Here is a 21,606-nt window from a genome sequence, read left to right as displayed (position 1 = left end):
TCGGACTCAGGTCCGCAGCGTCCGCAGTCACGTCCCCGTCAGTAAGAACGCCGTAGACGCCCGAGGAGGCGAACCCTTTTGAGTACGGGATCCGGAGCAGACTCCGCCCCCGCACCGACTTCCACCCACGAGAGCAAGACCGGCGGGACCTTCTCGTCGCTGAAGATCCGTAACTACCGCCTGTTCGCCACGGGCGCCGTGATCTCCAACACCGGTACCTGGATGTCCCGCATCACGCAGGACTGGCTCGTCCTGAGCCTCACCGGGTCAGCCACCGCCGTCGGTATCACCACGGCGCTGCAGTTCCTCCCGATGCTGCTCTTCGGCCTGTACGGCGGCGTCATCGCCGACCGGCTCCCGAAGCGGCGTCTCCTCATCTTCAGCCAGACAGCGCTCGGCCTGTGCGGCATCGCACTCGCGGTCCTGACCCTCTCCGGCGTCGTGGAGGTGTGGCACGTCTACCTGGTCGCCTTCCTGCTCGGCATGGTGACCGTCGTCGACAACCCGGCGCGTCAGTCGTTCGTCTCCGAGATGGTCGGCCCGGCGCAGCTGCGCAACGCGGTCAGCCTGAACTCGGCGAACTTCCAGTCCGCCCGGCTCATCGGCCCCGCCGTCGCGGGTGTCCTGATCACGTCGGTCGGCAGCGGCTGGGCGTTCATGTTCAACGGGCTGTCCTTCATCGCGCCGCTCGTCGGCCTGACGATGATGCGCCCGAGCGAGTTCCACGCGTCCGTGACCGTCAAGCGGGCCAAGGGCCAGCTGCGTGACGGCCTGCGCTACGTCTCCGGGCGGCCCGAGCTGATCTGGCCGATCGTCCTGGTCGGCTTCGTCGGCACGTTCGGGTTCAACTTCCCGATCTTCCTGACGGCCTTCGCGGACGAGATCTTCGACGGCGGCGCCGGGATGTACTCGTTCTTCAACATCCTCATGGCGGCCGGCTCCCTCGCCGGGGCCCTGCTCGCCGCCCGTCGCCGCTCCTCGCGGCTGCGGATGGTGGTGGGCGCCGGCACGGTGTTCGGGCTGCTGGAGGTCGCCGCGTCCGTGTCGCCGTCCGTCTGGCTGTTCTCGGTGCTGCTGGTCCCGATCGGCATGATCGGCATGACGACCAACATCAGCGCCAATACGAGCGTCCAGATGGCCGCCGACCCCGCGATGCGGGGCCGGGTGATGAGCCTCTACATGATGGTCTTCGCCGGAGGCACGCCGGTCGGCGCCCCGATCGTCGGCTGGATCAGCGACACCTACGGCGCCCGGACCGGCATGGCGGCCGGAGGGGCGGTCTCGATGGTGGCCGCGCTGGCTGTCGGCTTCATGCTGACCCGCGTCGGCGGGCTGCGCCTCAAGGTCGACCTGCGCCCCGGCCGCCCGCATGTGCGGTTCGTCCCCCGCGAGCAGCTGGCGACGGCGGTCTGAGGGGTCAGGTCGGCGCTGCCCTCCCTGCGCCGGGGAGGGCAGTGTTCGCGGTTCAGTCCCGGGGGAAGTCGTCCGTCCCGAGCGTGAGGCCGGCGACCGTTCCAGTGAGGTCGATCGGTGTGCCGAAATCGAGGCTCAGCACGCTGCGGTACTCGTCGTCCTTGGGAATCGTATGGAGATGCCACGTTCCCGTGTACGGGTCGACGATGAGGTAGACGGGCACGCCCGCAGTCGCGTACGTCGCCTTCTTCGAGCCGTAGTCGTTGGCGCCGGTGTCCTTGGAGATCACTTCGGCGACGAACTCGATGTCCTGATAGCGCCAGTGACCCTTGGAGTCCGCGGACGCGCCCTCGGCGAGAGCTACGACGTCGGAGGCGAAGCCGTTGAGACGGCCCGGGAAATCGATGCGTACGTCCGACATCAGCCGCCTGCGCGGGTATCCGGTGCGCAACTGTTCGATGATGTCGAGAATGATCTGCCAGTGAGTGCCCCGTTGCGGCGACATGAAGACGTTCCCCTCGACGATCTCGACCTTGAATCCCTCGGGGGCGGGCTCAAGCCACTCGAACATCATGTCCAGAGTGCGCTCGTCGCTGGTGTCGGCCATCTCGATCCTGTCGTCTACGACGGTCATCGTGGCGCTCCTCCCCGCTGCCGCACGGCGCGGGCAGCCGCGTAGCACAACGATAGGCCCGGACCAGGGGACACGCCCGGATGCCGAGCAACCTTCCGGCGCGGTGGTGCCGGGCCTGGGCGTCGGGGTGGTGGGGTGGGCGGTTACGCTCGTCGGGTGGACCCCAAGACCAGAAACCGCATCATGGCGGTCGTGCTCGTGCTGATGTTCGTCGTCGTGGCAGTGGCTTCCGCCCTCGGGGGCTGAACCCCGGGGCGGAAGCCGTACACGCCTCGCGTGTTACCAGGCGAAGTTCTCCGGCGACGGGCCAGGGCCCGGGAAGATCTCGTCCAGGGCGGCCAGCACCTCGTCCGAAAGCTCAAGCTCCACCGCGCGCAGCGCCGAGTCGAGCTGCTCGCGGGTGCGCGGGCCCGAGATCGGGCCCGTGACGCCGGGGCGGGTGAGCAGCCAGGCCAGACCCGTCTCGCCGGGTTCCAGGCCGTGCTTCTCCAGGAGGTCCTCGTACGCCTGGATCTGCGCCCGCTGCTTCGGGTCGGCGAGAGCGGCGCCCGCGCGGCCCGAGGTGGACCGGGCGCTGCCGCCCTCGCGCTCCTTGCGGATCGCGCCGCTGAGCAGCCCGCCGTGCAGGGGCGACCAGGGGATGACGCCGAGGCCGTACTCCTGGGCGGCCGGGATGACCTCCATCTCGGCCCCGCGCTCCATCAGGTTGTAGATGCACTGCTCGCTGACGAGGCCGTAGCTGCCCCGCCGCGCGGCCCGCTCGTTCGCCTGGGCGATCTTGTAGCCGGAGAAGTTGGACGAGCCCGCGTAAAGGATCTTGCCCTGCTGGATCAGTACGTCGATGGCCTGCCAGATCTCGTCGATCGGGGTGTCCCGGTCGACGTGGTGGAACTGGTACAGGTCGATGTGGTCCGTCTGGAGCCGCTTGAGGCTGGCGTCGACGGCGCGGCGGATGTTGAGGGCGGACAGCTTGTCGTGGTTGGGCCACGCCTCGCCGTCGGCCCCCATGTTGCCGTAGACCTTGGTGGCGAGGACGACCTTGTCACGGCGGTCGCCGCCCTGCGCGAACCAGGTGCCCAGGATCTCCTCGGTGCGGCCCTTGTTCTCGCCCCAGCCGTAGACGTTCGCGGTGTCGAAGAAATTGACGCCGGCCTCCAGGGCGGCGTCCATGAGCGCGTGACTGTCGCTCTCGTTGGTCTGGGGGCCGAAGTTCATCGTCCCCAGCACGAGGCGGCTGACCTTGAGTCCGGTGCGTCCGAGCTGTGTGTACTTCATGAGTCCCAAGCCAACTCCTTCGAGCGCGCTCGAAGCAAGGGCGGCTCAGGCGCGCCGCGCGAACCGGTCCAGCGCCGCGAGGACCGCGCGGCGGGTCGCCGGGGAGCCGAGGTGGCCCGCGTCGTCGATCACCGTCAGCTCGGCGTCGGGCCAGGCCTTGGCCAGCTCCCAGGCGGTGCCCAGCGGGCCGCCCAGGTCGAAGCGGCCGTGGACCAGGACGCCGGGGATGCCCGCGAGGCGGTCTGCGTCGCGGATCAGCTGTCCTTCCTCCAGCCAGGCGGCGTGGGAGAAGTAGTGCGCGCAGATCCGGACCAGCGCCAGCTGGTCGCGGCCAGGCCGGCCGCTGTACGGGGCCGGGCCGGTGTGTGTCTCCGTGGACAGCACCGCGTCCTCCCAGGCGCACCAGTCGGCCGTGGCCTTCGCCCGTACCTCGGGGTCGGGGCTCTCGGTCCGCCGGGCGTAGGCGGTGAGGAGGTCACCTGGGCCCGCCGCCTCCGGGACGCCCGCCCGGAACCGGTCCCATGCCTCGGGGAAGAACTGCCCGGCACCCCGGTACAGCCAGTCGATCTCGCTGCGCCGGGTCGTCGTCACCGCGGAGATCACGATCTCCGAGACGCGCTCGGGGTGCTGCTCGGCGTACGCGAGGAGCAGTGTGGAGCCCCAGGACCACCCGTGCAGCAGCCATCGCTCGATGCCCAGGTGGGCGCGCAGGAGCTCCATGTCGGCGATCAGATGCGCCGTCGTGTTGTGCCGCAGGTCGGCGGCGGGGTCGCTCGCGTGCGGGGTGGAGCGGCCGCAGTTGCGCTGGTCGAAGAGCACGACGCGGTAGAGGTCCGGGTCGAAGCGCTGCCGCGCCCCCGGGCCGCATCCGGATCCTGGCCCGCCGTGGACGACGAGGGCGGGCTTGCCGGCGGGGTTGCCGCAGACCTCCCAGTACACGTGATTGCCGTCGCCGACATCCAGCATCCCTGAGTCGTACGGCTCGATCGGCGGGTACTGCGCGTCGGGGTCACGGGGCATGACGGTGCTCCTTCTCCGGGCCGGTCGATGGTCAGTCGATGACGGTGAACGGGGTGTCGGCCTGATTGTCCGTGTCGACGTCGTCCAGGCTCCACACGCGGAACACGGGGGTGTCCGAGCCGTCCCCCTCGTCGCCGGGGACGGTGACCTCCGCCGCGAAGCTCCCGTCGGGCCCCGCGGTGACATCGCGCAGGTCGGCCTCGGCCGCCCCGCTGTCCCTGAAGGTGATGCGGATCTGCTCGTCCGGCGCGAAGCCGCTCGCCCTGAGCGTCACCACCGCTCCCGCCGCCGCCCTGTCGGGGGTGGCGACCACGCGCGGCCTGCCCTTCGGTGTCGCGGAGGACGCCTCGACCGGCAGGGTCTGGAGCGGTGGGTCCGAGGGAGTCGCGGGGGAGTTGGTCGGCGTCGGAGAGGCCGAGGCCGCCGCGGAGGTCTGCACCGGGCCGGCCGCCGACGCCTCGTCCCGGGGCGCGTCCCCGCCGGACACCGCTACGGCGGCGATGACCGCGGCGATGATCGTCGCAGCCGCCGTGATCACGGCGGCGGTCAGATGCTGGCGTCCGCCCTGCGGGGCCGGAGGGGAAGGTGGCGGCGGGGGACTCGGCGGGTCAGAAGGCAGCGGCGGGATGGAGCTGGACACGGGCGGGCCCCCTGCTGGCTCGTGAAGATCGTCGAAGCCGCTCAGGATACCGACGGACGTACGCCGCCTGCCGCCCAATTACCCCCGTCAGGCGAGGAAATGGCGCTACGGGGCGATCGGCAGCCGGCGCTTGTGGTCGGTGAGGCGGTAGCGGCGGACGATCGTGTCGAAGGTCTGCTCGTCGACCGGCTTGCCCTCCAGGAAGTCGTCGATGGCGTCGTAGGTGACCCCGAGCGCGTGCTCGTCGGCCTTGCCCGGGTCGAGTGTCTCCAGGTCGGCCGTGGGCACCTTCTCCACCAGCTCGGCCGGCGCGCCCAGCGCCTGTGCGACGGCGCGCACCCGGCGCTTGGTCAGCCCGGTGAGCGGGACCAGGTCGGCGGCGCCGTCACCGTACTTGGTGAAGAAGCCGGAGACCGCCTCGGCCGCGTGGTCGGTGCCGACGACGAGGCCGCTGTGCGCTCCGGCCACCGCGTACTGGGCGATCATGCGCTGGCGTGCCTTGACGTTGCCGACCACGAAGTCCTGGTGGTGGGGGTCGCGGAAGGCCACCTCGCCGGTGAGCAGGGACTCCACCGCGCCGTCGGTCGCGGGCTTGATGTCCACGGTCAGCACCTGGTCGGCCCGGATGAAGGAGAGGGCGAGCTGGGCGTCGTGCTCGTCGGCCTGGACCCCGTAGGGGAGCCGCATCGCGTAGAACCTGGCCTCGTGGCCCGCGGCACGGGCCCGCTCGACGGCGAGCTGGCAGAGCCGGCCCGCGGTGGTGGAGTCGACGCCGCCGCTGATGCCGAGCACCAGGGAGCGCAGCCCCGTGGAGGTCAGCCGCTCGGCGAGGAAGGCCACACGGCGCTCGATCTCCTGCTCGGCGTCGAAGGTCTCGGCGACCTCCAGCTCCTGGGCGATCGCCTTCTGCAGGGCGATGGACGCCGGCTCACTCACGTCTGCTCCTCGGTTCGGGTCCGTATGGTGCGCTGTCGCGCCCACCCTACCGAGGGCTGTCCGACCGTCCCGCCGGAGCGTCGTCCCACCCACGGCACCAGCTGGACCAGGCCGAATGCCACCTCGACGACGAGGAACAGCCACAGCAGCCGCGGGCCGCCGTGGGTGAGGGCGTACGCCTGCCACAGCGCGAACAGGGCCCGCGCCACACCGTCGTACAGGCCGTGCGCCGGCAGCGGCGGCAGGCGCCTGAGGGGCGGCGGCCGGTCCTCCACTCGCGGGGCTGCTCCCGTGTGGCCACCGCACCCGGTGTCCGCATCGTGGACGGCAGGCGAAGGCCGTGTTGCCGCGTGTGACGCCGGATGGACACACGGTCAACATCGTGGCGCGCTCATGACAGTCGCCTCGACTTCCTTGCTCCGCCGGATGGCACCGGGACATCGTCGTGATCGGCGGACGAACCCCGTACGCCACACCCGACGGCACGTCAAACCCCTGACGTGCCGGTGGTTCGAGGAGGAATCCCGATGGCAGCAGTGCGCAACACAGCGGTGCGTCACACCAGGAGGCGGATCGCGGCAGCGATCGCGACCGCGACGACCGTGGCCCTGGCGGTCGGCGTGGGCGCGGCCTTACCTGCTCAGGCCGCCCAGCCCGAGGGCAGAGTCCTGCACGCGGGGGCAGCCGAGGCGGTGCCCGGAAGCTACCTCGTCACGCTTGAGCCGACAGCCGGGTTCAAGGCGTCCGCAGCGCAGGGCAAGCAGCTGATAGCCGACCACGGCGGCACGGTCGAGCGCACCTACACCTCGGCGCTGAACGGCTACGCGGCCACGCTCAGCAGCACCGAGGCCAAGCGGCTCGCCGCGGACCCGGCCGTCGCATCGGTCGAGCAGGACCAGAAGGTCCACGCGACCGCCACCCAGACGAACGCGCCCTGGGGCCTCGACCGGATCGACCAGGCCGCCCTCCCGCTGAGCGGCACGTACACCTACCCGGACACGGCCGGTGGTGACACCACCGTCTACATCCTCGACACCGGTGTACGCATCACCCACCAGGAGATCAGCGGCCGGGCCTCGTACGGCTACGACTTCGTCGACGACGACACCACCGCCCAGGACGGTTACGGCCACGGCACCCATGTGGCCACGACCGTCGCGGGCAGCACCTACGGGGTGGCGAAGAAGGCGAAGATCGTCGCCGTGCGGGTCCTCGGCGACGACGGCTCAGGCACCACGGCCGGGGTCATCGCCGGCGTCGACTGGATCACCGCGAACCACGTCGCCTCGTCCGTGGCGAACGTGTCGCTCGGCGGCGCCGCCAGCACCACGCTGGACCAGGCGGTGACCAAGTCGATCGCGTCCGGGGTCACGTACTCCATCGCGGCCGGCAATGCGGGGGCGCCCGCATCGGGTTACTCCCCGGCGCGGGTCGCCACCGCGATCACGGTCGGAGCCACGACCCGGACGGACGCCCGCGCGAGCTACTCGAACTACGGCCCCGCCGTGGACATCTTCGCCCCTGGCTCCGGCATCACCGCCGGCTGGAACACCTCGGACACCGCCACCTACACCGGTGACGGCACGTCCTTCGCCGCGCCGCACGTCTCCGGTGCAGCGGCGGTCTACCTGACGAACCACCCCGGCGCCTCCCCGGCGGCGGTGGCAACGGCCCTCGTGAACGGCGCGACGTCCGACACCCTCACCGGCGTCGGAACCGGATCCCCGAACAAGCTGCTCAAGCTCGTCCCGTGACGACCTGACGACCTGACGAGCTGATGACCGGGCGCGTACGGGGCGATCCCCCGTACGCGCCTCATCCGGTCACACCCCGACATGTCCGGACTGTTTGCTGCGGCGGTATTTCGGTGTCGTGGCGAGATCGGCCGGGATCTGGTGGTGCGGGGGACGCGCGGACCAGACTGACGCCCGCTCGACCCCCCATAGGCAGCTCGTCTCCCCAGAAGGCACCACAGCACATGGAAACGCCCCCCGCATCCGGCGATCCCGAAGCACACCGTCCGTGTGCGGTGAGGGGGCGCCGCGCATGACGCGCTATGTGACGCGCAAGGCGGCGGGCTGGCTGCTGATGATCGTGGTCGCGACCAACGCCACGTACTTCCTGTCCAGTTGGTTCCTGGACCCGCGGTCGAACTACAAGGAGCTGCGCCCCGTCCGCAGCGAGGCGCAGATCGACCGGGCCCTCGCGCCCTACAACCTGGACCCTCAGGTACCGGTGGTCCAGCGGTGGTGGGACTGGCTCACCTCCGTCGTCGTCCACTTCGACTGGGGGAGGTCGCCCACCGGGGTCTCTGTGAACGGCGAGATCGGCTACCGCTCCGTCATCAGCGCGGAGTTGGTGACCATCGCGACGATCCTCTCCGTGGTGATCGGCGTATCGCTGGGTGTGTACACGGCAGCCAGGCAGTACGGCTGGGCCGACCGGGTGTCGCAGGCCGTCTCCATCGCGGTGTTCAACATCCCGACGTCCGTCGCCGCCCTCGGCATGGTCTTCGTCGCCATCTGGCTCAACCAGCACGCCGGGCTGCACTTCCTCTACGTCGCCGGGGAGAACTCACCGAACGTCGACGGGCTGCTCCCGACGATCGGGGACCGCTTCCTGCACCTGATCCTGCCGACCCTGACCCTGACCCTGGTGGGCTATGTCAGCTACCACCTGACGCAGCGCTCACTGCTGCTCGACACGATCAACGCCGATTTCGTACGCACCGCGCGGGCCACCGGGCTCACCCGGACCCAGGCGATCCGCCGGCACGCACTGCGGACCGCGCTCATCCCGACGGCGACGTCCGTGGCGTTCAGCATTCCGGCCATCTTCACCGGGGCCGTCATCACCGAGACGGTCTTCGGCTGGAACGGCATGGGCCAGTACTTCATCCAGACCATCAACAAGAACGATGTGCACGGCGCGGTCGCGACGGCCGCCTTCGCCGCCGCCCTGACCGCGATCGGCGCGATCCTCGCGGACATCGCCACTGCCCTGCTCGACCCGAGAGTGCGGGTGAGCTGACATGGACGGGCGCAGCCTCGGTCTCGGCCGGCTCTATCTGCGGCGCTTCCTGCGCAACCGCCTCGCCGTCGTCGGAGTGGTGATCTTCCTGGCGCTGGTGCTGTTCGGCGCGTCAGGCGGGCTGTTCACCCCGTACGCGTACTCCGACGCCGACTTCGCGGCGCTCACCCAACCCCCGAGCGGGACCCACTGGTTCGGCACCAACCAGGGCGGCAACGACATCTACGCCTCCGCCGTGCACGGGCTCCAGCGGTCCCTGGTCATCGCGGTCAGCGTCTCCGTCCTGACCATCGTCGTCGCCGCGGTCATCGGCTCCAGCGCCGCGTACTTCGGCGGCCGGGTGGAGAAGGTGACGCTCGCCGTCATCCACTTCCTGTTGATCGTCCCCTCCTTCCTCATCCTCGCCCTCGTCTCCAACCGCCTCGCCGGTGACTGGCGGGTGCTCATCGTCGTGCTGACGGTGTTCGGCTGGATGTCCACCGCCCGGGTGATCTGGTCCGTCTCCACGTCACTGCGCGAGCGGGACTACGTGACGGCCGCCGAGTTCATGGGCGTGACACCCCTGCGCATCATCCTGCGCCACATCATCCCCAACCTGGGCTCGCTGCTGATCGTGAACCTGACGCTCGGTGTCGTCGCGACCGTACTCAGCGAAACCGCCCTGTCGTTCCTCGGGTTCGGCGTGCAGACCCCGGACGTCTCCCTCGGCACGATGCTCGCGGACGGCGCGAGCACCATCACCAGCGCACCCTGGCTCTTCGCCTTCCCCGCGGGCCTGGTCGTGCTGCTCACCGTGTCGATGACCTTCGTCGGCGACGGGCTGCGCGACGCACTCGACCCCCTGTCCGTGACCGGCGCGGGAGGCCGACGATGACCCGTACGACGACGCTGCCCGGAGCCGGACCGTCCGACGCCGCCACCACCCCCGCCCTCTCCGTGCGGGACCTGCGGATCTCCTTCCCCTCGGAGGCCGGGACCGTCGAGGCGGTGCGCGGTGTCAGCTTCGACCTGTTGCCCGGCCGGACCCTCGGCATCGTCGGTGAGTCGGGCTCGGGCAAGTCGGCCACCGCCATGGGCATCATGGGTCTGCTGCCGCCGTCCGCCGAGCTGCGTGGTCAGGTGGTGCTCGGCGGCCGAGAACTGATCGGTCTCGGCGACAGGGCGCTCTCCGAGGTACGGGGCAACGCCATCGGCATGGTCTTCCAGGACCCGCTGTCCGCGCTCACCCCGATCTTCACCGTGGGCCGGCAGCTCTCCGACGCCCTGCGTATCCACCAGGACCTCACGAAGAAGGCGGCCTGGGACCGGGCCGTCGAGCTGCTCGACCTCGTCGGCATCCCCGACCCGCGCAACCGGGCCGGATCCTTCCCGCACGAGTTCTCCGGCGGCATGCGCCAGCGCGTCGTCATCGCCCTGGCCATCGCCAACAAGCCGTCCGTGCTCGTCGCCGACGAGCCCACCACCGCCCTCGACGTCACCGTGCAGGCGCAGATCCTCGACGTCCTGCGACTGGCACAGGAGGAGACCGGAGCCGGCCTCGTCCTCATCACCCATGACCTGGGGGTCGTCGCGGGTCACGCCGACGACGTCGCCGTCATGTACGCGGGCCGCTTCGTGGAGCGGGCCGGCGTCGACGAACTGTTCCGCCGCCCCGTCATGCCGTACACCGCGAGGCTTCTCGCGGCGGTCCCGACCGTGGACAGCGGGGTCCACCGGCCTCTGGTCCCGATCGGTGGGGAGCCGCCCGCCCTGGTGGGCCTCCCGTCCGGCTGCCCCTTCGCGGACCGCTGCTCGGTCGCCCTGGACGCCTGCCGCGCCGACGAGCCCGAGCTGCGCGCGATCACCGGACACGGGGACGTGGCCTGCCTGCGCGCGGACGAGGTCGCCGACGGGGCCCTGGACCCGGCGGGAGTTGTCGGTGCCGACGTGCCATCCGTGGCACCCGGGTCGGACCCCGCCCCCGGCGATGTGGTGCTCCGGGTCGAGGACCTCGTCAGGACCTTCCCGGTCACCAAGGGCGCGGTCCTCAAGCGCCGGGTGGGCACACTGCACGCCGTCAGCGGGGTCAGCTTCGACCTGCGCGCCGGGGAGACGCTGGGGCTGGTGGGCGAGTCCGGCAGCGGCAAGACCACGACGCTGCTGGAGATCCTGCGGCTCAGGCGGCCCGAGGGCGGCAGGATCGAGATCGCGGGTACGGAGATCGGCGCGGCCGGAGCCGAGGCGCGCGTACGGGAGTTGCGCCGGGACGTACAGATCGTCATGCAGGACCCGATGGGGACCCTGGACCCACGGCTGCCCGTCCATCGACTGCTCGCCGAGCCCCTCCAGGCCATCGGGCAGGACCGTGAGGCGATCGGCTCCCGTATCGGCGAACTGCTGAGGCTGGTCGGTCTGGACGACGCCGTGAGCGACCGGTTCCCGGCCGCGCTCTCCGGCGGTCAGCGCCAGCGGGTCGGTATCGCCCGCGCCCTGGCGACCGAGCCGAAGCTGCTCGTCCTGGACGAGCCGCTCTCGGCGCTGGACGTGTCGGTGCAGGCCGGGGTGATCAATCTGCTGGCCCGGCTCAAGCGTGAACTCGCTCTGGCCTACCTGGTGGTGGCGCACGACCTGGCCGTTGTCCGGTACATCTCGGACCGGGTCGCGGTGATGTACCTGGGCCACATCGTGGAGACCGGGGACACCGAGACCCTCTTCTCCGACCCCCGGCACCCGTACACCCGGGCGCTGCTCTCGGCGATCCCGGTGCCCGATCCGCGGCTCGAACGCAGCCGGGAACGTGTCGTGCTGAGCGGCGAGCAGCCGAGCGCCGTACGGATGCCCGCCGGGTGCGTCTTCGTCGACCGCTGTCCGCTCCACCGCATCGCCGACGAGGACATCCGTCTGCGCTGTCGCACGGAACGTCCCGCGCCGACAGCGGTGGCCGACGACCCCGGCCATCAGTACGCCTGTCACGCCGTCTGAGCACAGGCTCTGCCCGCTCCGCCGATCCAGAAGGAACCTCCGTCATGCGCACAAGACTTGCCCTGCCCATAGCCCTCGTCGCGGCCGTCTCCGTCGTCGCCACCGCGTGCCAGTCCTCCTCCGGGAAGGACGACACCGACGGCCAGGGCGGGACGGACACACCCAAGGCCGCGACGGCCGCCGTCGACTACAACCCGCAGCCGTACGAGAACATCAAGGACGGCGGCACCTACACGACGGCCGGCACCTTCGACGACCAGGGCAACCCGTTCAACGTCAACGCCACGCTGACCGCGTCCCGGGTCTGGGGCTGGTACAACGCCGCCGCGATCACCTACTCACCCACCGGTGAGGTGCAGTACAACCCCGACTACTACAGCGATGTGAAGGTCGCGGTCGAGGGCGGCAACCAGAAGGTCACCCTGACGATCAACCCCAAGGCGTCCTTCAACGACGGCACCCCGATCGACTGGAAGGCGATCGAGGCCACCTGGAAGGCCAACAACGGCTCCGACAAGGACTTCGCAGCGTCGTCCACGGACGGCTACGACCGGATCACCTCGGTCGAGCAGGGCAAGAACGCCAAGCAGGCCGTCATCAGCTTCAAGGGTGTCAACGCCTCCTGGTCGACCCTGTTCACCACCTTCCTGCACCCGGAGGCCGCCACGGTCGCCCACTTCAACAAGGCGTACGTGAAGAAGGCACACCCGGAGTGGGGCGCAGGGCCCTACACGGTCGGCAAGTGGGACACGCACTCCGGCAACATCACCTTCGTCCGCAACCCGAAGTGGTGGGGCAAGAAGGGCAAGCTCGACAAGCGCGTCTACGTCAACCTGGAGCCGACCGCCGCGGTCAACGCCTTCAAGAACGGCCAGCTCGACTACACCTCCGCCGTCGACGCGGAGAGCCTCAAGCAGGTCAAGGGGCTCAAGGGCACGGAGATCCGCAGCGGCGGCAGCCCCTTCGAGTACTCGCTCTACTTCAACACCAAGTCCTCGGTCCTCGCGGACAAGGTCGTCCGCAAGGCGATCGAACAGAGCGTGGACCGCGCCCAGATCGCGAAGATCCAGTTCCAGGGGCTCGACTACAAGGAGCCGCTGCCGGGTTCGGCCGTGCTGTACAGCTTCCAGAAGGGCTACGAGGACAACCTCTCGGAGGTACTGGAGTACGCACCGGACGACGCGGGCAAGTCGCTCGACGCGGCCGGCTGGAAGCCCGGTTCGGACGGCGTCCGCGTCAAGAACGGCAAGAAGCTCGAAGTCGGGTACACGTTGCTCGGTGACGATCCGCTGGGCAAGGCCACCGCCGGAGCCTTCGCCGCGATGCTGAAGCCGGTCGGCATCCGCCTCGTCATCAAGAAGGGCGACGACGCGGACTTCTCCAAGGTCCTCAGCGACCGGAGCTTCGACATCTTCCTGTCGGGCAACCGCTCCATGGACCCGTTCGGCGCCCGCTACCTGTGCGACTTCTACTGCTCGGACCGCGACTCCAACCTGACCGGTGCGGGTAACGAGGCGCTGGACAAGGAGATCCGCGCCACCACAGAGATCGCCGATCTCGACGAGCAGGCCGCGGCGGTCAACAAGGTCGAGAAGAAGGCGCTCCAGGAGTACGCCTTCCTGCCGCTGTTCAGCGGCCCCTCGACGTACGGCGTGAAGAAGGGCCTCGCCAACGTCGGCGCGACCATCTTCTACACCCCGCTCCCGGAGACCGTCGGCTGGGAGAAGTGAGGCACGCGTCCGGACGCCGCACACCGTGAAAGACTGGGCGGGCCCGCTTCGACCAGGCCGGACCGACGGCCTGTGAGCGACACGACCAGGAGGCCGCGGCATGGACGACGAAGCCACCCCGCGGGTGCTCGCCGTGCTGGACGAGCTCCTCGCGTCCGCCGCACCCGGTGAACGCGGCGCGCTCTGGCACCTCGCCGAGCAGGGCCGGGAGCTGGACGCCAATGTCGTGCACCTGCCGCCGGGCGCGGGGGTCGGCGAGCACCAGGAGGACGTCCTGGACGTGCTGCTCGTCGTCCTCGCGGGCGGCGGCAGCCTGCGTACGGGCGGTGGCGCGACCCTTGACCTGGCCCCGACGACGGTCACCTGGCTGCCGCGCACCTCGCGCCGCTCGCTCGCGGCGGGGCCCGAGGGGCTGACGTACCTCACGGTGCACCGGCGGCGTCCGGGGCTGACGATCAAGCCGGCCGTGCGTACTCCCGCGTACGAGGGCGGCGAGGCGCCCTGCATGCTGGACCTGGTGTGCCCGGAGTGCGGACGGCTGTCGGCGGACCGGGCGCCGAAGTTCTGCAGCGCGTGCGGGAAGCCGTTCCCCGAGCGGTAGACGCGGGCGCCACCCGAGCGGTGGACGCGGGCGCTACCCGGGCGGGGGTCGTGGGCGGGCTCAGGCCAGGGAGAGGAACATCTTCTCCAGGCGGGCGCGCATCAGGTCCTTGTCGGCTGGTGTCCGGGCCTCGTCGGCCAGGCACTGCTGGAGTCCCGTCGCGATGACGGAGAACCCCGCACGGTCCAGGGCCCGGGACGCGGCGGCCAGCTGTGTGACCACCTCCTCGCAGTCCCTGCCCTCCTCGATCATCCTGATGACCCCGGCGATCTGGCCCTGCGCCCGGCGCAACCGGTTGAGGACGGACTTCAGTTCGTCGGCCGCCATGTCGAGCTGCATGGTTCCTCCCACGTTCGGGGCGGGGCCTGCCCGCGTGTGTGCATATACCCCAGGGGGTACCGTACCGGGGTGCCGTCCCCGGCCGGGGTGTAGCCAGCACCCCTCCCGTACTCGGGTGCGGGACCCAGTGTGGTCGCGGGTCCCCGTCCGTAGCGTCGTCGACGTGGCGCAGAGCGCGTCCGACGAGCAGAGGGTGGACAGCCATGTTCGATCGCAAGCGACAGCCCACGAGCCGGTCGGCCGAGGCTCTTCGGCTGGTTTCGGTGAGCAAGGTGTACGGAACCGGCGACGGCGCGGTGACCGCCCTGGACGGGGTGACCCTGAGCCTGTCGAGGGGGAGCTTCACCGCGGTCATGGGCCCCTCGGGCTCAGGGAAGTCGACGCTGCTCCAGTGCGCGGCCGGCCTGGACCGCCCCGACCGGGGGCAGATCCTCGTCGACGGCGAGGAGATGACCGGCGGCGGTGAGGCGGCGCTCACGAAGTTCCGGCGGGACCGGATCGGCTTCATCTTCCAGCAGTACAACCTGCTGCCGACCCTGACCGTCGAGGAGAACACCGCGCTGCCGCTCAGGCTCACCGGCCGCAGGGCCGACCCGGAGAGCGTCCGAGCGGTCCTCGCGCAGGTCGGTCTCGGCGGACGGCTCGGCCACTTCCCCGACGAACTCTCCGGCGGGCAGCGCCAACGCGTGGCCATCGCCCGCGCCCTGGTCGCCCGGCCGGGCGTCATCTTCGCCGACGAGCCGACCGGCGCCCTGGACACGCGCAGCGCACGCGATGTGCTGAGCCTGCTCAAGGAGAGCGTCCGTCTGCACGGCGGCACCGTCGTGCTGGTCACCCATGACCCGGTGGCCGCCTCCTACGCCGACTCGGTGCTCTTCCTCGCGGACGGGCGGCTCGCGGGACATCTCACGGCCCCCACCGCCGAGGCCGTCGCCGAACGCATGACCCACCTCGGCGACCGCGTGGCCGAACGGCGCGTGGACGACAGCCCCCTGATGGAGGTGTGAGCGATGTTCTTCCTGGCCATGCGGTCCGTCCGTAAGCGCCCCGGGCGCTTCGTCGCGACCCTGCTCTCGGCGTTCCTCGGCGCCGTGATCATCATGACCTTCGGGTCCCTCAACGACACCGCGGCGGCCCCTGGGGTCGACAAGGTCAGCTCGGAGTCCATGACCCTCTCCGCGACCGTCGTCGGCGGCTACGGCTCCCTCCTCGTCTTCTTCGCCATCGCGTCCACCCTCACCGTCAGCGTCCGCCAGCGCGCCGACGAGATCCATCTGCTGCGCTGCACCGGGGCCACTCCCGCCCAGGTCACGCGCATGATCGTCGGAGAGGCCGCCGTGGTGGCCCTCATCGGCGCCGCGCTCGCCGTCGGGCCCGCCGTGCTCGGCGGCCGGATCCTGCTCGATCTGTTCAAGGACAGCGGCCAGGTCGCTGCGGACGTGGGTCCCGCGTTCGGCGTGATGGCACTCGGCTCCGGCTTCGCCGTGGCGTTCCTCGCCTCCGTCGGCGCCGCGTTCCTCGCCGTACGCCGCGCGACCAGGGCCGCTGCCGCTGCCGGAGCCGGTGCCCCGGCCAGGCGCAGGCGCAGGGGCCGTACGGTGGCGGGCTGCGTCGCGGTGGTGGCCGGCGTGGGCTCGGTCCTGACCACGTACGCCATGGACAGCACCGAGGAGATGCTGATGATGTTCCCCGCCTACGGGGCCATCCTGCTCTCCGTCGGCTTCGCCGTCCTCGCACCGACGCTGCTGGGCGGGGTCCTCGGGCTGCTGCGACGCCCCATCGCCGCGATCGGCGGCGCGGGCGCCCATCTGAGTACGAGCAATCTGCGCCGCCGTGGCGCGGAAGCGGCCGGAGTGCTCATGCCGATGACCATCTTCACGGGCGTGGCCACCGCCACCCTCTACATCCAGGGGGCCGAGAGCGACTGGGTCACCAGGTCCGGCCTGGACAAGACCGTCGAGGACAAGAATCTGGAGACCCTCAACCTGGTCGTCGTCGGCATCATCGTCGTCTTCTCCTGCATCATGCTCATCAACAGCCTCTACGCGGCCACCTCCTACCGCAGCCGCGAGTTCGGCCGGCAGCGCCTCACCGGGGCGACCCCCGGCCAGGTCCTGCGGGTGGTCGGTCTGGAGGCGGCGGTCCTCACGCTGACCGGACTCGTCCTCGGCACGCTCGCCGGGATCGCGGGCATCGTCCCCTTCACGATGGTCCGCACCGACCAGACCCTGCCGGACCAGGGCCCCGGCACCTGGCTGGCCATCATGGCCGTCGCCGCCGTGGCCACCCTCGGCACGAGCCTCGGGACCGCGCGCAGGACGTTGCGTACGCCGGCGATCGACGCGGTCACCCTGGCCGCGTGACCCCCAAGGACGCCAGGACCAGAGCCCGCGCCAGGGCGGCGCTCTCCGGGAGGGTGTCGAGCGGGAGGGGCTGCGTGGCGAGAGCGCCCTCGTGCAGCACGAGGAGCCGGGTGGCGAGGGCGGCGGGCTCCGCGCAGCCCGCCGCCGTGGCGCGTTCCCTGAACAGGTCCAGCAGCCGCCGCTTCTGGTCGGCGGCGACGCGGTACGCGGGATGCGAGGTGTCCGGGAGCTCGGCCAGCGCGTTGATGAAGGCGCAGCCCCGGCTGTTGGACGCGCTCCAGGTCCGCAGCGCGTCGAAGGGCGCGGTGACGGCCTCGGCCGGGCCCTCGCTCGCGTCGACGGCGGCGCGCACCAGGGCCCACCAGCGCCGGTCGCGTTCCACGAGGTAGGCCGCCACGAGCTGGTCCTTCGAGCCGAAGCGGTTGTACAGCGTCCGCTTGGTCACCCCGGAGCGCTCGGCGATCAGGTCCACGCCTACCGCTGTGATCCCACGGCTGTAGAACAGCTCCTCGGCGGTCTCCACGATCCGGCGGGCGGCCGGTGTCATGGGCTGCGCTTCCTGCATCGGGCGCTCCTTCACTGATCGGTGTACCGTGGTCGAGTATACAGATCGGTATACCTGATGGAGGTCGGAGCGATGATCGCAGCAGCACCGGACACCATGCGCGCGGTACGGATCACGGAACACGGAGGCCCGGAGGTTCTCGAACCGGCCGAGGTGCCCGTGCCCGCCCCGCAGCCGGGAGAGGTCCTGGTCCGGGTCGGCGCGGTGGCGCTCAACAACACGGACCTGTGGACCCGCGAGGGTTCCTACGGCCGCCCGGGAGACCCCGAGGCCCTGTCGGGCTGGCGGGGCCCGGTCGACTTCCCGCGCATCCAGGGCGCCGACGTGGCAGGCCGGGTCGTGGCGGTCGGACCCGGCGTGGACGCGGCCCTCACCGGCCGCCGCGTGGTCGTCGACCCGGCGGTCTACGACGCCGAAGGCCCGGACGCGAACCCGGTGGGCCTGATGGGGAGCGAGCGCGACGGCGGCTACGCGGAGTACGTGACCGCACCGGCCGAGCGGGTCCACGACGTGACGGGGTCCCCGCTCACGGACGAACAGCTGGCGACACTGCCGACCGCCTACGGCACCGCCCTGGGCATGATCGAACGGGGCCGGCTGCGGAAGGGCGAGACGGCCCTGATCTCGGGAGCGTCCGGCGGTGTCGGCCTCGCCCTGGTGCAACTCGCCCGCGCCCGGGGCGCGAAGGTGCTGGCCATCAGCAGCGGCTCCAAGACCGGGCCGGTGCGCGAAGCCGGCGCACACGAAGTCATCGACCGCGCGAGCGGCGTCCCCCTGGCCGAGCAGTTGCGCGCGGCGGCCCCTGAGGGCATCGACGTCGCACTCGACGTCGTCGCGGGGGACCTGGTGGGCGAGGGGCTGCCGCTGCTGCGCGAAGGCGGCCGCTGGGTGGTCGCCGGTGCGCTCGGCGGATACGACGTCACCTTCGACGTACGCCGGCTCTACCTGCACAACGCCCAGGTGATCGGCTCCTCCATGCACGCACCCACGCACTTCGAGCTGCTCATGGACCTGGCCCGCGGTGCCGGGATCCACCCCGTCGTCGCCGCGACGTACCCACTGGAGCAGGCGGCGCGGGCCCAGGAACGGCTCGCCCGCAGGGACCACGTGGGCAAGATCGTCCTACGCCCCTGAGCCCGGTCCTCCACGGGCCGGTGGGGGGTTGAGGACGCCAAGGTGTCCGGTTCGGGTGGTGTCCTCGTCCCTTACTTCAGCTCGCCGCGTAGCGGAGTCCGTCGACGAGCAGGGCGATCATGCGGTGGGTGTGGCCGTTGTGGTCCTCCGCGGCGGGCAGGGCCAGATTGCGGGTGGCGACCAGCAGGTCCTCGGGGTCGACGTCGGAGCGGATCTCGCCGGCCGCCGCCGCCGCGTCGATGAGGGTGGTGAGCACGGGCATGAACCGCTGCTCGAAGTAGGCCGGCAGGCTGTCGTACGTCGAGTCCCCCGAGTGAAGGGCCGCGCTGAGGCCGCGCTTCGTGGCGAAGAAGAGCGCGAAACGTTGCAGCCACCGGGTGAGTGCCTCGGCGGGGCCGTACTTCGCCGCGAGGGCGGGTGCGACGTCGGCGCAGGCGTCGACCTCGTGGCGGAAGACGGCGGCGATGAGGTCGGAGCGCTGCGGGAAGTGGCGGTAGAGGGTGCCGGCTCCGACTCCCGCCTTCGCGGTGATCTGGCGTACCGGCGCGTCCACCCCCGAGGTGAGGAACACGTCCGCGGCCGCCGTGAGCAGGGCGTCGGTGTTGCGCTGTGCGTCGGCGCGCACCCGCTTGGGGGGCTGTGGCCCGGTGGCTCCGGTGTCGGTTCCCGGACGCGTGTCCTCGTGCACGGCGTTTCCCTTGCTAAGCGGAACAGTGTTCCGTATGGTCGTTGCTGAACGTTGTTCCGTTTAGGTCAGGCTACTGCCCTGGCCGGGCGGGGCCAAGGGATGAGGAGCTGCTTCCATGCACTACCGCACGCTGGGCCGGACCGGCATCAAGGTCAGCCCGTACTGCCTGGGCGCGATGATGTTCGGCGCCGTCGGAAACACCGACCACGACGAGTCGGTGCGGATCATCCACAAGGCGCTCGACGCGGGCATCAACTTCGTCGACACCGCCGACTTCTACTCGCACGGCGAGTCCGAGGAGATCGTCGGCAAGGCGCTCAAGGGCCGCAGGGACGAAGTCGTGCTGGCCACCAAGGCCCATCTCCCGATGGGGGACGACCCCAACCAGCGTGGCAATTCGCGGCGTTGGCTGGTCCGCGCGCTGGAGGACTCGCTGCGCCGGCTGGGGACCGACCACGTCGATCTGTTCCAGGTCCACAGGCCCGCGCCCGACACCGATGTGGAGGAGACGCTCTCCGCGTTGACCGACCTCGTGCGCGCGGGGAAGGTGCGCAACATCGGCGCATCGAGCTTCCCCGCATCGGACATCGTCGAGGCGCAGTGGGTCTCGGAGCGACGGGGCCTGGAGCGGTTCCGCACCGAGCAGCCGCCGTACTCGATCCTGAACCGGGGTATCGAGCGCGAGGTGCTGCCCGCCTGTGAGCGCTACGGCATGGGGGCCCTGGTCTGGAGCCCGCTCGCGGGCGGACTGCTCACCGGCCGCTACCGGAAGGGCAAGACGGCCGACACCCACCGGGCGGGCTTCGGCTTCAGGCATCTGAGTGACGAGCGGCGGCTCGACGCGGTCGAGCAGCTGATTCCCGTCGCGCAGGACGCCGGAATGTCACTGACGCACCTGGCGACGGCCTTCGCGATCGCCCACCCCGGCGTCACCTCCGCGATCATCGGCCCGCGCACGATGGCTCATCTCGACGACCTCCTCGCGGGTGCGCAGATCACGCTGGACGACGAGATCCTCGACCGGATCGACGCCGTCGTGCCGCCGGGCACCGACATCGGGGCGCTCGACATGGCGTACGACCCGCCGGCCATCCAGGAGGCCAGGCTGCGCCGCCGCCTGCCCGACGCGCGCTCCGCCGCCTGAGCGGTCAGGCTCCGGGGGCGGCAGGCTCGGGGGCTCCGTTCGCCCGGCGGCGTCCGTACTCCGCAAGGGCGTGGAAGGCGGCCTTGGGCTCCCAGGGGAGTCCGGGGTACGCGGTGCCGGTGCGGCCGTCGGTGAGGACCTTGACCACGCCGAGGGACGCCTTGTCGAAGTCGCGGTCTTCGGGGGGTGTGCCGTCGGTGTGCGTCGCGGCGGCGCCGGCCCCGGCCCCGGTCGCGGACTCCGGTCCGTCGTGCGGCAGGTCGTAGCGGGCGAAGGTGTAGACGAAGGCCGCCTCGATCCCGGAGTTCTCGAACAGGCCGAGGAGTTCGGTGAGGTAGTCGGCCTGCTCCCGCTCGTCGCGGACGACCGGGCGGGTGAACCCCGCGGGACGGGCCCGCTCGTCCCATTCGATGGCCGTGTCCGCCCGGCCGGCGATGGCGGCGCCTCCGCGGATGGCGGCGCAGCCGAACTCCGTGACCGCCGCGGGCCTGCCGTGCGAGGTCAGCGCCCTCAGCCCGTCGGCGAGTTGATCCGCGTTTCCCGCGTCCCGGTAGCCGGCGTCGGTGGCGACCAGGTCGAAGGGCGTCCAGTCGACGCCCTCGAAGGGGAGCGAGGCATATCCGATCCGGCCGCCGAACTCCGCTCGTACGGCGGTGATCACCGTGCCGAGGAAGGCGTTCATCCGGGCGTGCAGGTCGGGGAGGGCTGCCCGCAGCCGCTGCGGGTCGGAGAGTACGGCGACCCGGTCGGCCGTGGTGTCGCCGGGGAGGAAGCCGTCGGTGAAGAGGGAGATCTCCGACCCGGTGAGGAAGACGACTTCGGCGCCGTCGCGCCGCAGCTTCTCCGCGCGGCCCGCGCTGTCGGTGAGGAGGTCGAGCAGCTCGTCCTGGGTGAGGCCGTTGGTGAACGGGCAGTACCAGACGGCGAGTCCGGCCTCGGCCGCGAGCCGGGCGGCCGTCTCCAGGCGGTCGCGGTCGCCGCCGGTGATCCGTACGGCGTCGCAGCGCAGACCGGTGCGGATGATCTCCATCTCGCGGCGGACGACGGCCGGGTCGAAGGGCTCGCGGGTGGTGGTTCCGGCACTGGTGAAGCCGGTGTCGAAGTTGATGCCGAACGTGCGCACGGGGGGGCCT

Annotated in this window: 21 protein-coding genes; 11 read left to right on the top strand and 10 right to left on the bottom strand. The window is 70.9% G+C overall.

Features of this window, described 5'->3' with window-relative positions; translation table 11 throughout:
• The first annotated feature begins 78 nt into the window (after positions 1-78).
• Positions 79-1,413 (top strand): MFS transporter, encoded by a 1,335-nt coding sequence (locus OG623_RS14605; RefSeq protein ID WP_406146868.1) that lies wholly within the window; start codon positions 79-81, stop codon positions 1,411-1,413.
• Between the two features lie 52 nt (positions 1,414-1,465).
• On the opposite strand, the gene OG623_RS14600 is transcribed toward OG623_RS14605, so the two are convergent.
• The 6 genes from OG623_RS14600 to OG623_RS14575 form a co-directional block, all read right to left on the bottom strand.
• Entirely contained in the window at positions 1,466-2,047 is a 582-nt protein-coding gene (locus OG623_RS14600; RefSeq protein WP_406146867.1) for a Uma2 family endonuclease, read from the bottom strand.
• Positions 2,048-2,326: 279 nt separating this feature from the next.
• On the bottom strand, positions 2,327-3,322 hold the full coding sequence (locus tag OG623_RS14595) for an aldo/keto reductase (protein ID WP_406146866.1): 996 nt from the start codon (positions 3,320-3,322) through the stop codon (positions 2,327-2,329).
• Between the two features lie 45 nt (positions 3,323-3,367).
• Positions 3,368-4,342, bottom strand: coding sequence for a prolyl aminopeptidase (gene pip / locus OG623_RS14590; protein ID WP_406146865.1), 975 nt, complete (start codon positions 4,340-4,342; stop codon positions 3,368-3,370).
• A 31-nt stretch (positions 4,343-4,373) separates the two neighbouring features.
• A complete protein-coding gene (locus tag OG623_RS14585; protein ID WP_406146863.1) occupies positions 4,374-4,982 on the bottom strand; it encodes a hypothetical protein in 609 nt (202 codons plus the stop codon).
• 105 nt (positions 4,983-5,087) lie between these two features.
• Positions 5,088-5,918, bottom strand: coding sequence for an ammonia-dependent NAD(+) synthetase (nadE, locus tag OG623_RS14580; RefSeq protein WP_406146862.1), 831 nt, complete (start codon positions 5,916-5,918; stop codon positions 5,088-5,090).
• Positions 5,915-6,193, bottom strand: a complete 279-nt coding sequence (locus OG623_RS14575; RefSeq protein ID WP_406146860.1) for a hypothetical protein — start codon at positions 6,191-6,193, stop codon at positions 5,915-5,917. Before OG623_RS14575 ends, nadE begins: the two co-directional genes overlap by 4 nt.
• 252 nt (positions 6,194-6,445) lie before the next feature.
• Here OG623_RS14575 and OG623_RS14570 point away from each other — a divergent pair, with 252 nt between their 5' ends.
• The 6 genes from OG623_RS14570 (at position 6,446) to OG623_RS14545 (ending at position 14,240) form a co-directional block, all read left to right on the top strand.
• The gene (locus tag OG623_RS14570) at positions 6,446-7,672 is read left to right on the top strand and encodes a S8 family peptidase (protein WP_406146858.1); all 1,227 of its coding nucleotides are present in this window, start codon (positions 6,446-6,448) and stop codon (positions 7,670-7,672) included.
• Between the two features lie 292 nt (positions 7,673-7,964).
• Positions 7,965-8,948 (top strand): ABC transporter permease, encoded by a 984-nt coding sequence (locus OG623_RS14565; RefSeq protein ID WP_406146856.1) that lies wholly within the window; start codon positions 7,965-7,967, stop codon positions 8,946-8,948.
• 1 nt (position 8,949) lies between these two features.
• Complete coding sequence (locus OG623_RS14560) at positions 8,950-9,822, top strand: ABC transporter permease (protein ID WP_406146855.1); 873 nt, start codon at positions 8,950-8,952, stop codon at positions 9,820-9,822.
• Complete coding sequence (locus OG623_RS14555; protein ID WP_406146853.1) at positions 9,819-11,909, top strand: dipeptide ABC transporter ATP-binding protein; 2,091 nt, start codon at positions 9,819-9,821, stop codon at positions 11,907-11,909. The genes OG623_RS14560 and OG623_RS14555 overlap by 4 nt, the downstream gene beginning before the upstream one ends.
• A gap of 44 nt (positions 11,910-11,953) precedes the next feature.
• Positions 11,954-13,639, top strand: coding sequence for an ABC transporter family substrate-binding protein (locus OG623_RS14550; protein WP_406146851.1), 1,686 nt, complete (start codon positions 11,954-11,956; stop codon positions 13,637-13,639).
• Between the two features lie 100 nt (positions 13,640-13,739).
• Positions 13,740-14,240, top strand: coding sequence for a hypothetical protein (locus OG623_RS14545; RefSeq protein WP_406146850.1), 501 nt, complete (start codon positions 13,740-13,742; stop codon positions 14,238-14,240).
• A gap of 60 nt (positions 14,241-14,300) precedes the next feature.
• Here OG623_RS14545 and OG623_RS14540 read toward each other — a convergent pair whose 3' ends face one another.
• Complete coding sequence (locus OG623_RS14540) at positions 14,301-14,579, bottom strand: metal-sensitive transcriptional regulator (protein ID WP_406146848.1); 279 nt, start codon at positions 14,577-14,579, stop codon at positions 14,301-14,303.
• Between the two features lie 203 nt (positions 14,580-14,782).
• Between OG623_RS14540 and OG623_RS14535 the strand changes: the two genes are divergently transcribed.
• The gene (locus OG623_RS14535) at positions 14,783-15,586 is read left to right on the top strand and encodes an ABC transporter ATP-binding protein (protein WP_406146846.1); all 804 of its coding nucleotides are present in this window, start codon (positions 14,783-14,785) and stop codon (positions 15,584-15,586) included.
• A gap of 3 nt (positions 15,587-15,589) precedes the next feature.
• Complete coding sequence (locus OG623_RS14530; protein ID WP_406146844.1) at positions 15,590-16,942, top strand: FtsX-like permease family protein; 1,353 nt, start codon at positions 15,590-15,592, stop codon at positions 16,940-16,942.
• Here the strand turns inward: OG623_RS14530 and OG623_RS14525 are convergent.
• The gene (locus tag OG623_RS14525; RefSeq protein WP_406146843.1) at positions 16,926-17,507 is read right to left on the bottom strand and encodes a TetR/AcrR family transcriptional regulator; all 582 of its coding nucleotides are present in this window, start codon (positions 17,505-17,507) and stop codon (positions 16,926-16,928) included. The two genes, OG623_RS14530 and OG623_RS14525, sit on opposite strands and share 17 nt — an antisense overlap.
• Positions 17,508-17,579: 72 nt before the next feature.
• Here OG623_RS14525 and OG623_RS14520 point away from each other — a divergent pair, with 72 nt between their 5' ends.
• Complete coding sequence (locus OG623_RS14520; RefSeq protein WP_406146842.1) at positions 17,580-18,641, top strand: zinc-binding dehydrogenase; 1,062 nt, start codon at positions 17,580-17,582, stop codon at positions 18,639-18,641.
• A 76-nt stretch (positions 18,642-18,717) separates the two neighbouring features.
• On the opposite strand, the gene OG623_RS14515 is transcribed toward OG623_RS14520, so the two are convergent.
• Positions 18,718-19,329, bottom strand: a complete 612-nt coding sequence (locus OG623_RS14515) for a TetR/AcrR family transcriptional regulator (RefSeq protein ID WP_406146841.1) — start codon at positions 19,327-19,329, stop codon at positions 18,718-18,720.
• A gap of 115 nt (positions 19,330-19,444) precedes the next feature.
• Here OG623_RS14515 and OG623_RS14510 point away from each other — a divergent pair, with 115 nt between their 5' ends.
• Positions 19,445-20,473 (top strand): aldo/keto reductase, encoded by a 1,029-nt coding sequence (locus tag OG623_RS14510; protein ID WP_406146839.1) that lies wholly within the window; start codon positions 19,445-19,447, stop codon positions 20,471-20,473.
• Positions 20,474-20,477: 4 nt separating this feature from the next.
• Here the strand turns inward: OG623_RS14510 and OG623_RS14505 are convergent, their stop codons facing one another.
• Positions 20,478-21,596, bottom strand: a complete 1,119-nt coding sequence (locus OG623_RS14505; RefSeq protein ID WP_406146838.1) for a hypothetical protein — start codon at positions 21,594-21,596, stop codon at positions 20,478-20,480.
• Between the last annotated feature and the right edge of the window lie 10 nt (positions 21,597-21,606).

The sequence above is a fragment of the Streptomyces sp. NBC_01012 genome (assembly GCF_045162755.1).
Classification (GTDB): domain Bacteria; phylum Actinomycetota; class Actinomycetes; order Streptomycetales; family Streptomycetaceae; genus Streptomyces.
The sequence above is the reverse complement of the archived record's forward strand: the minus strand, read 5'-3'. Positions and strand labels throughout refer to the sequence as shown.

What these genes read in the sequence shown, in the direction of transcription:
- OG623_RS14555 (WP_406146853.1), top strand. Translation starts at nt 9,819, where the DNA reads ATGACCCGTACGACGACGCTGCCCGGAGCCGGACCGTCCGACGCCGCC.
- OG623_RS14530 (WP_406146844.1), top strand. Translation starts at nt 15,590, where the DNA reads ATGTTCTTCCTGGCCATGCGGTCCGTCCGTAAGCGCCCCGGGCGCTTC.
- OG623_RS14545 (WP_406146850.1), top strand. Translation starts at nt 13,740, where the DNA reads ATGGACGACGAAGCCACCCCGCGGGTGCTCGCCGTGCTGGACGAGCTC.
- OG623_RS14595 (WP_406146866.1), bottom strand. Translation starts at nt 3,322, where the DNA reads ATGAAGTACACACAGCTCGGACGCACCGGACTCAAGGTCAGCCGCCTC.
- OG623_RS14600 (WP_406146867.1), bottom strand. Translation starts at nt 2,047, where the DNA reads ATGACCGTCGTAGACGACAGGATCGAGATGGCCGACACCAGCGACGAG.
- OG623_RS14520 (WP_406146842.1), top strand. Translation starts at nt 17,580, where the DNA reads ATGATCGCAGCAGCACCGGACACCATGCGCGCGGTACGGATCACGGAA.
- OG623_RS14510 (WP_406146839.1), top strand. Translation starts at nt 19,445, where the DNA reads ATGCACTACCGCACGCTGGGCCGGACCGGCATCAAGGTCAGCCCGTAC.
- OG623_RS14540 (WP_406146848.1), bottom strand. Translation starts at nt 14,579, where the DNA reads ATGCAGCTCGACATGGCGGCCGACGAACTGAAGTCCGTCCTCAACCGG.
- pip (WP_406146865.1), bottom strand. Translation starts at nt 4,342, where the DNA reads ATGCCCCGTGACCCCGACGCGCAGTACCCGCCGATCGAGCCGTACGAC.
- OG623_RS14565 (WP_406146856.1), top strand. Translation starts at nt 7,965, where the DNA reads ATGACGCGCTATGTGACGCGCAAGGCGGCGGGCTGGCTGCTGATGATC.
- OG623_RS14560 (WP_406146855.1), top strand. Translation starts at nt 8,950, where the DNA reads ATGGACGGGCGCAGCCTCGGTCTCGGCCGGCTCTATCTGCGGCGCTTC.
- OG623_RS14535 (WP_406146846.1), top strand. Translation starts at nt 14,783, where the DNA reads ATGTTCGATCGCAAGCGACAGCCCACGAGCCGGTCGGCCGAGGCTCTT.
- OG623_RS14550 (WP_406146851.1), top strand. Translation starts at nt 11,954, where the DNA reads ATGCGCACAAGACTTGCCCTGCCCATAGCCCTCGTCGCGGCCGTCTCC.
- OG623_RS14525 (WP_406146843.1), bottom strand. Translation starts at nt 17,507, where the DNA reads ATGCAGGAAGCGCAGCCCATGACACCGGCCGCCCGCCGGATCGTGGAG.
- OG623_RS14570 (WP_406146858.1), top strand. Translation starts at nt 6,446, where the DNA reads ATGGCAGCAGTGCGCAACACAGCGGTGCGTCACACCAGGAGGCGGATC.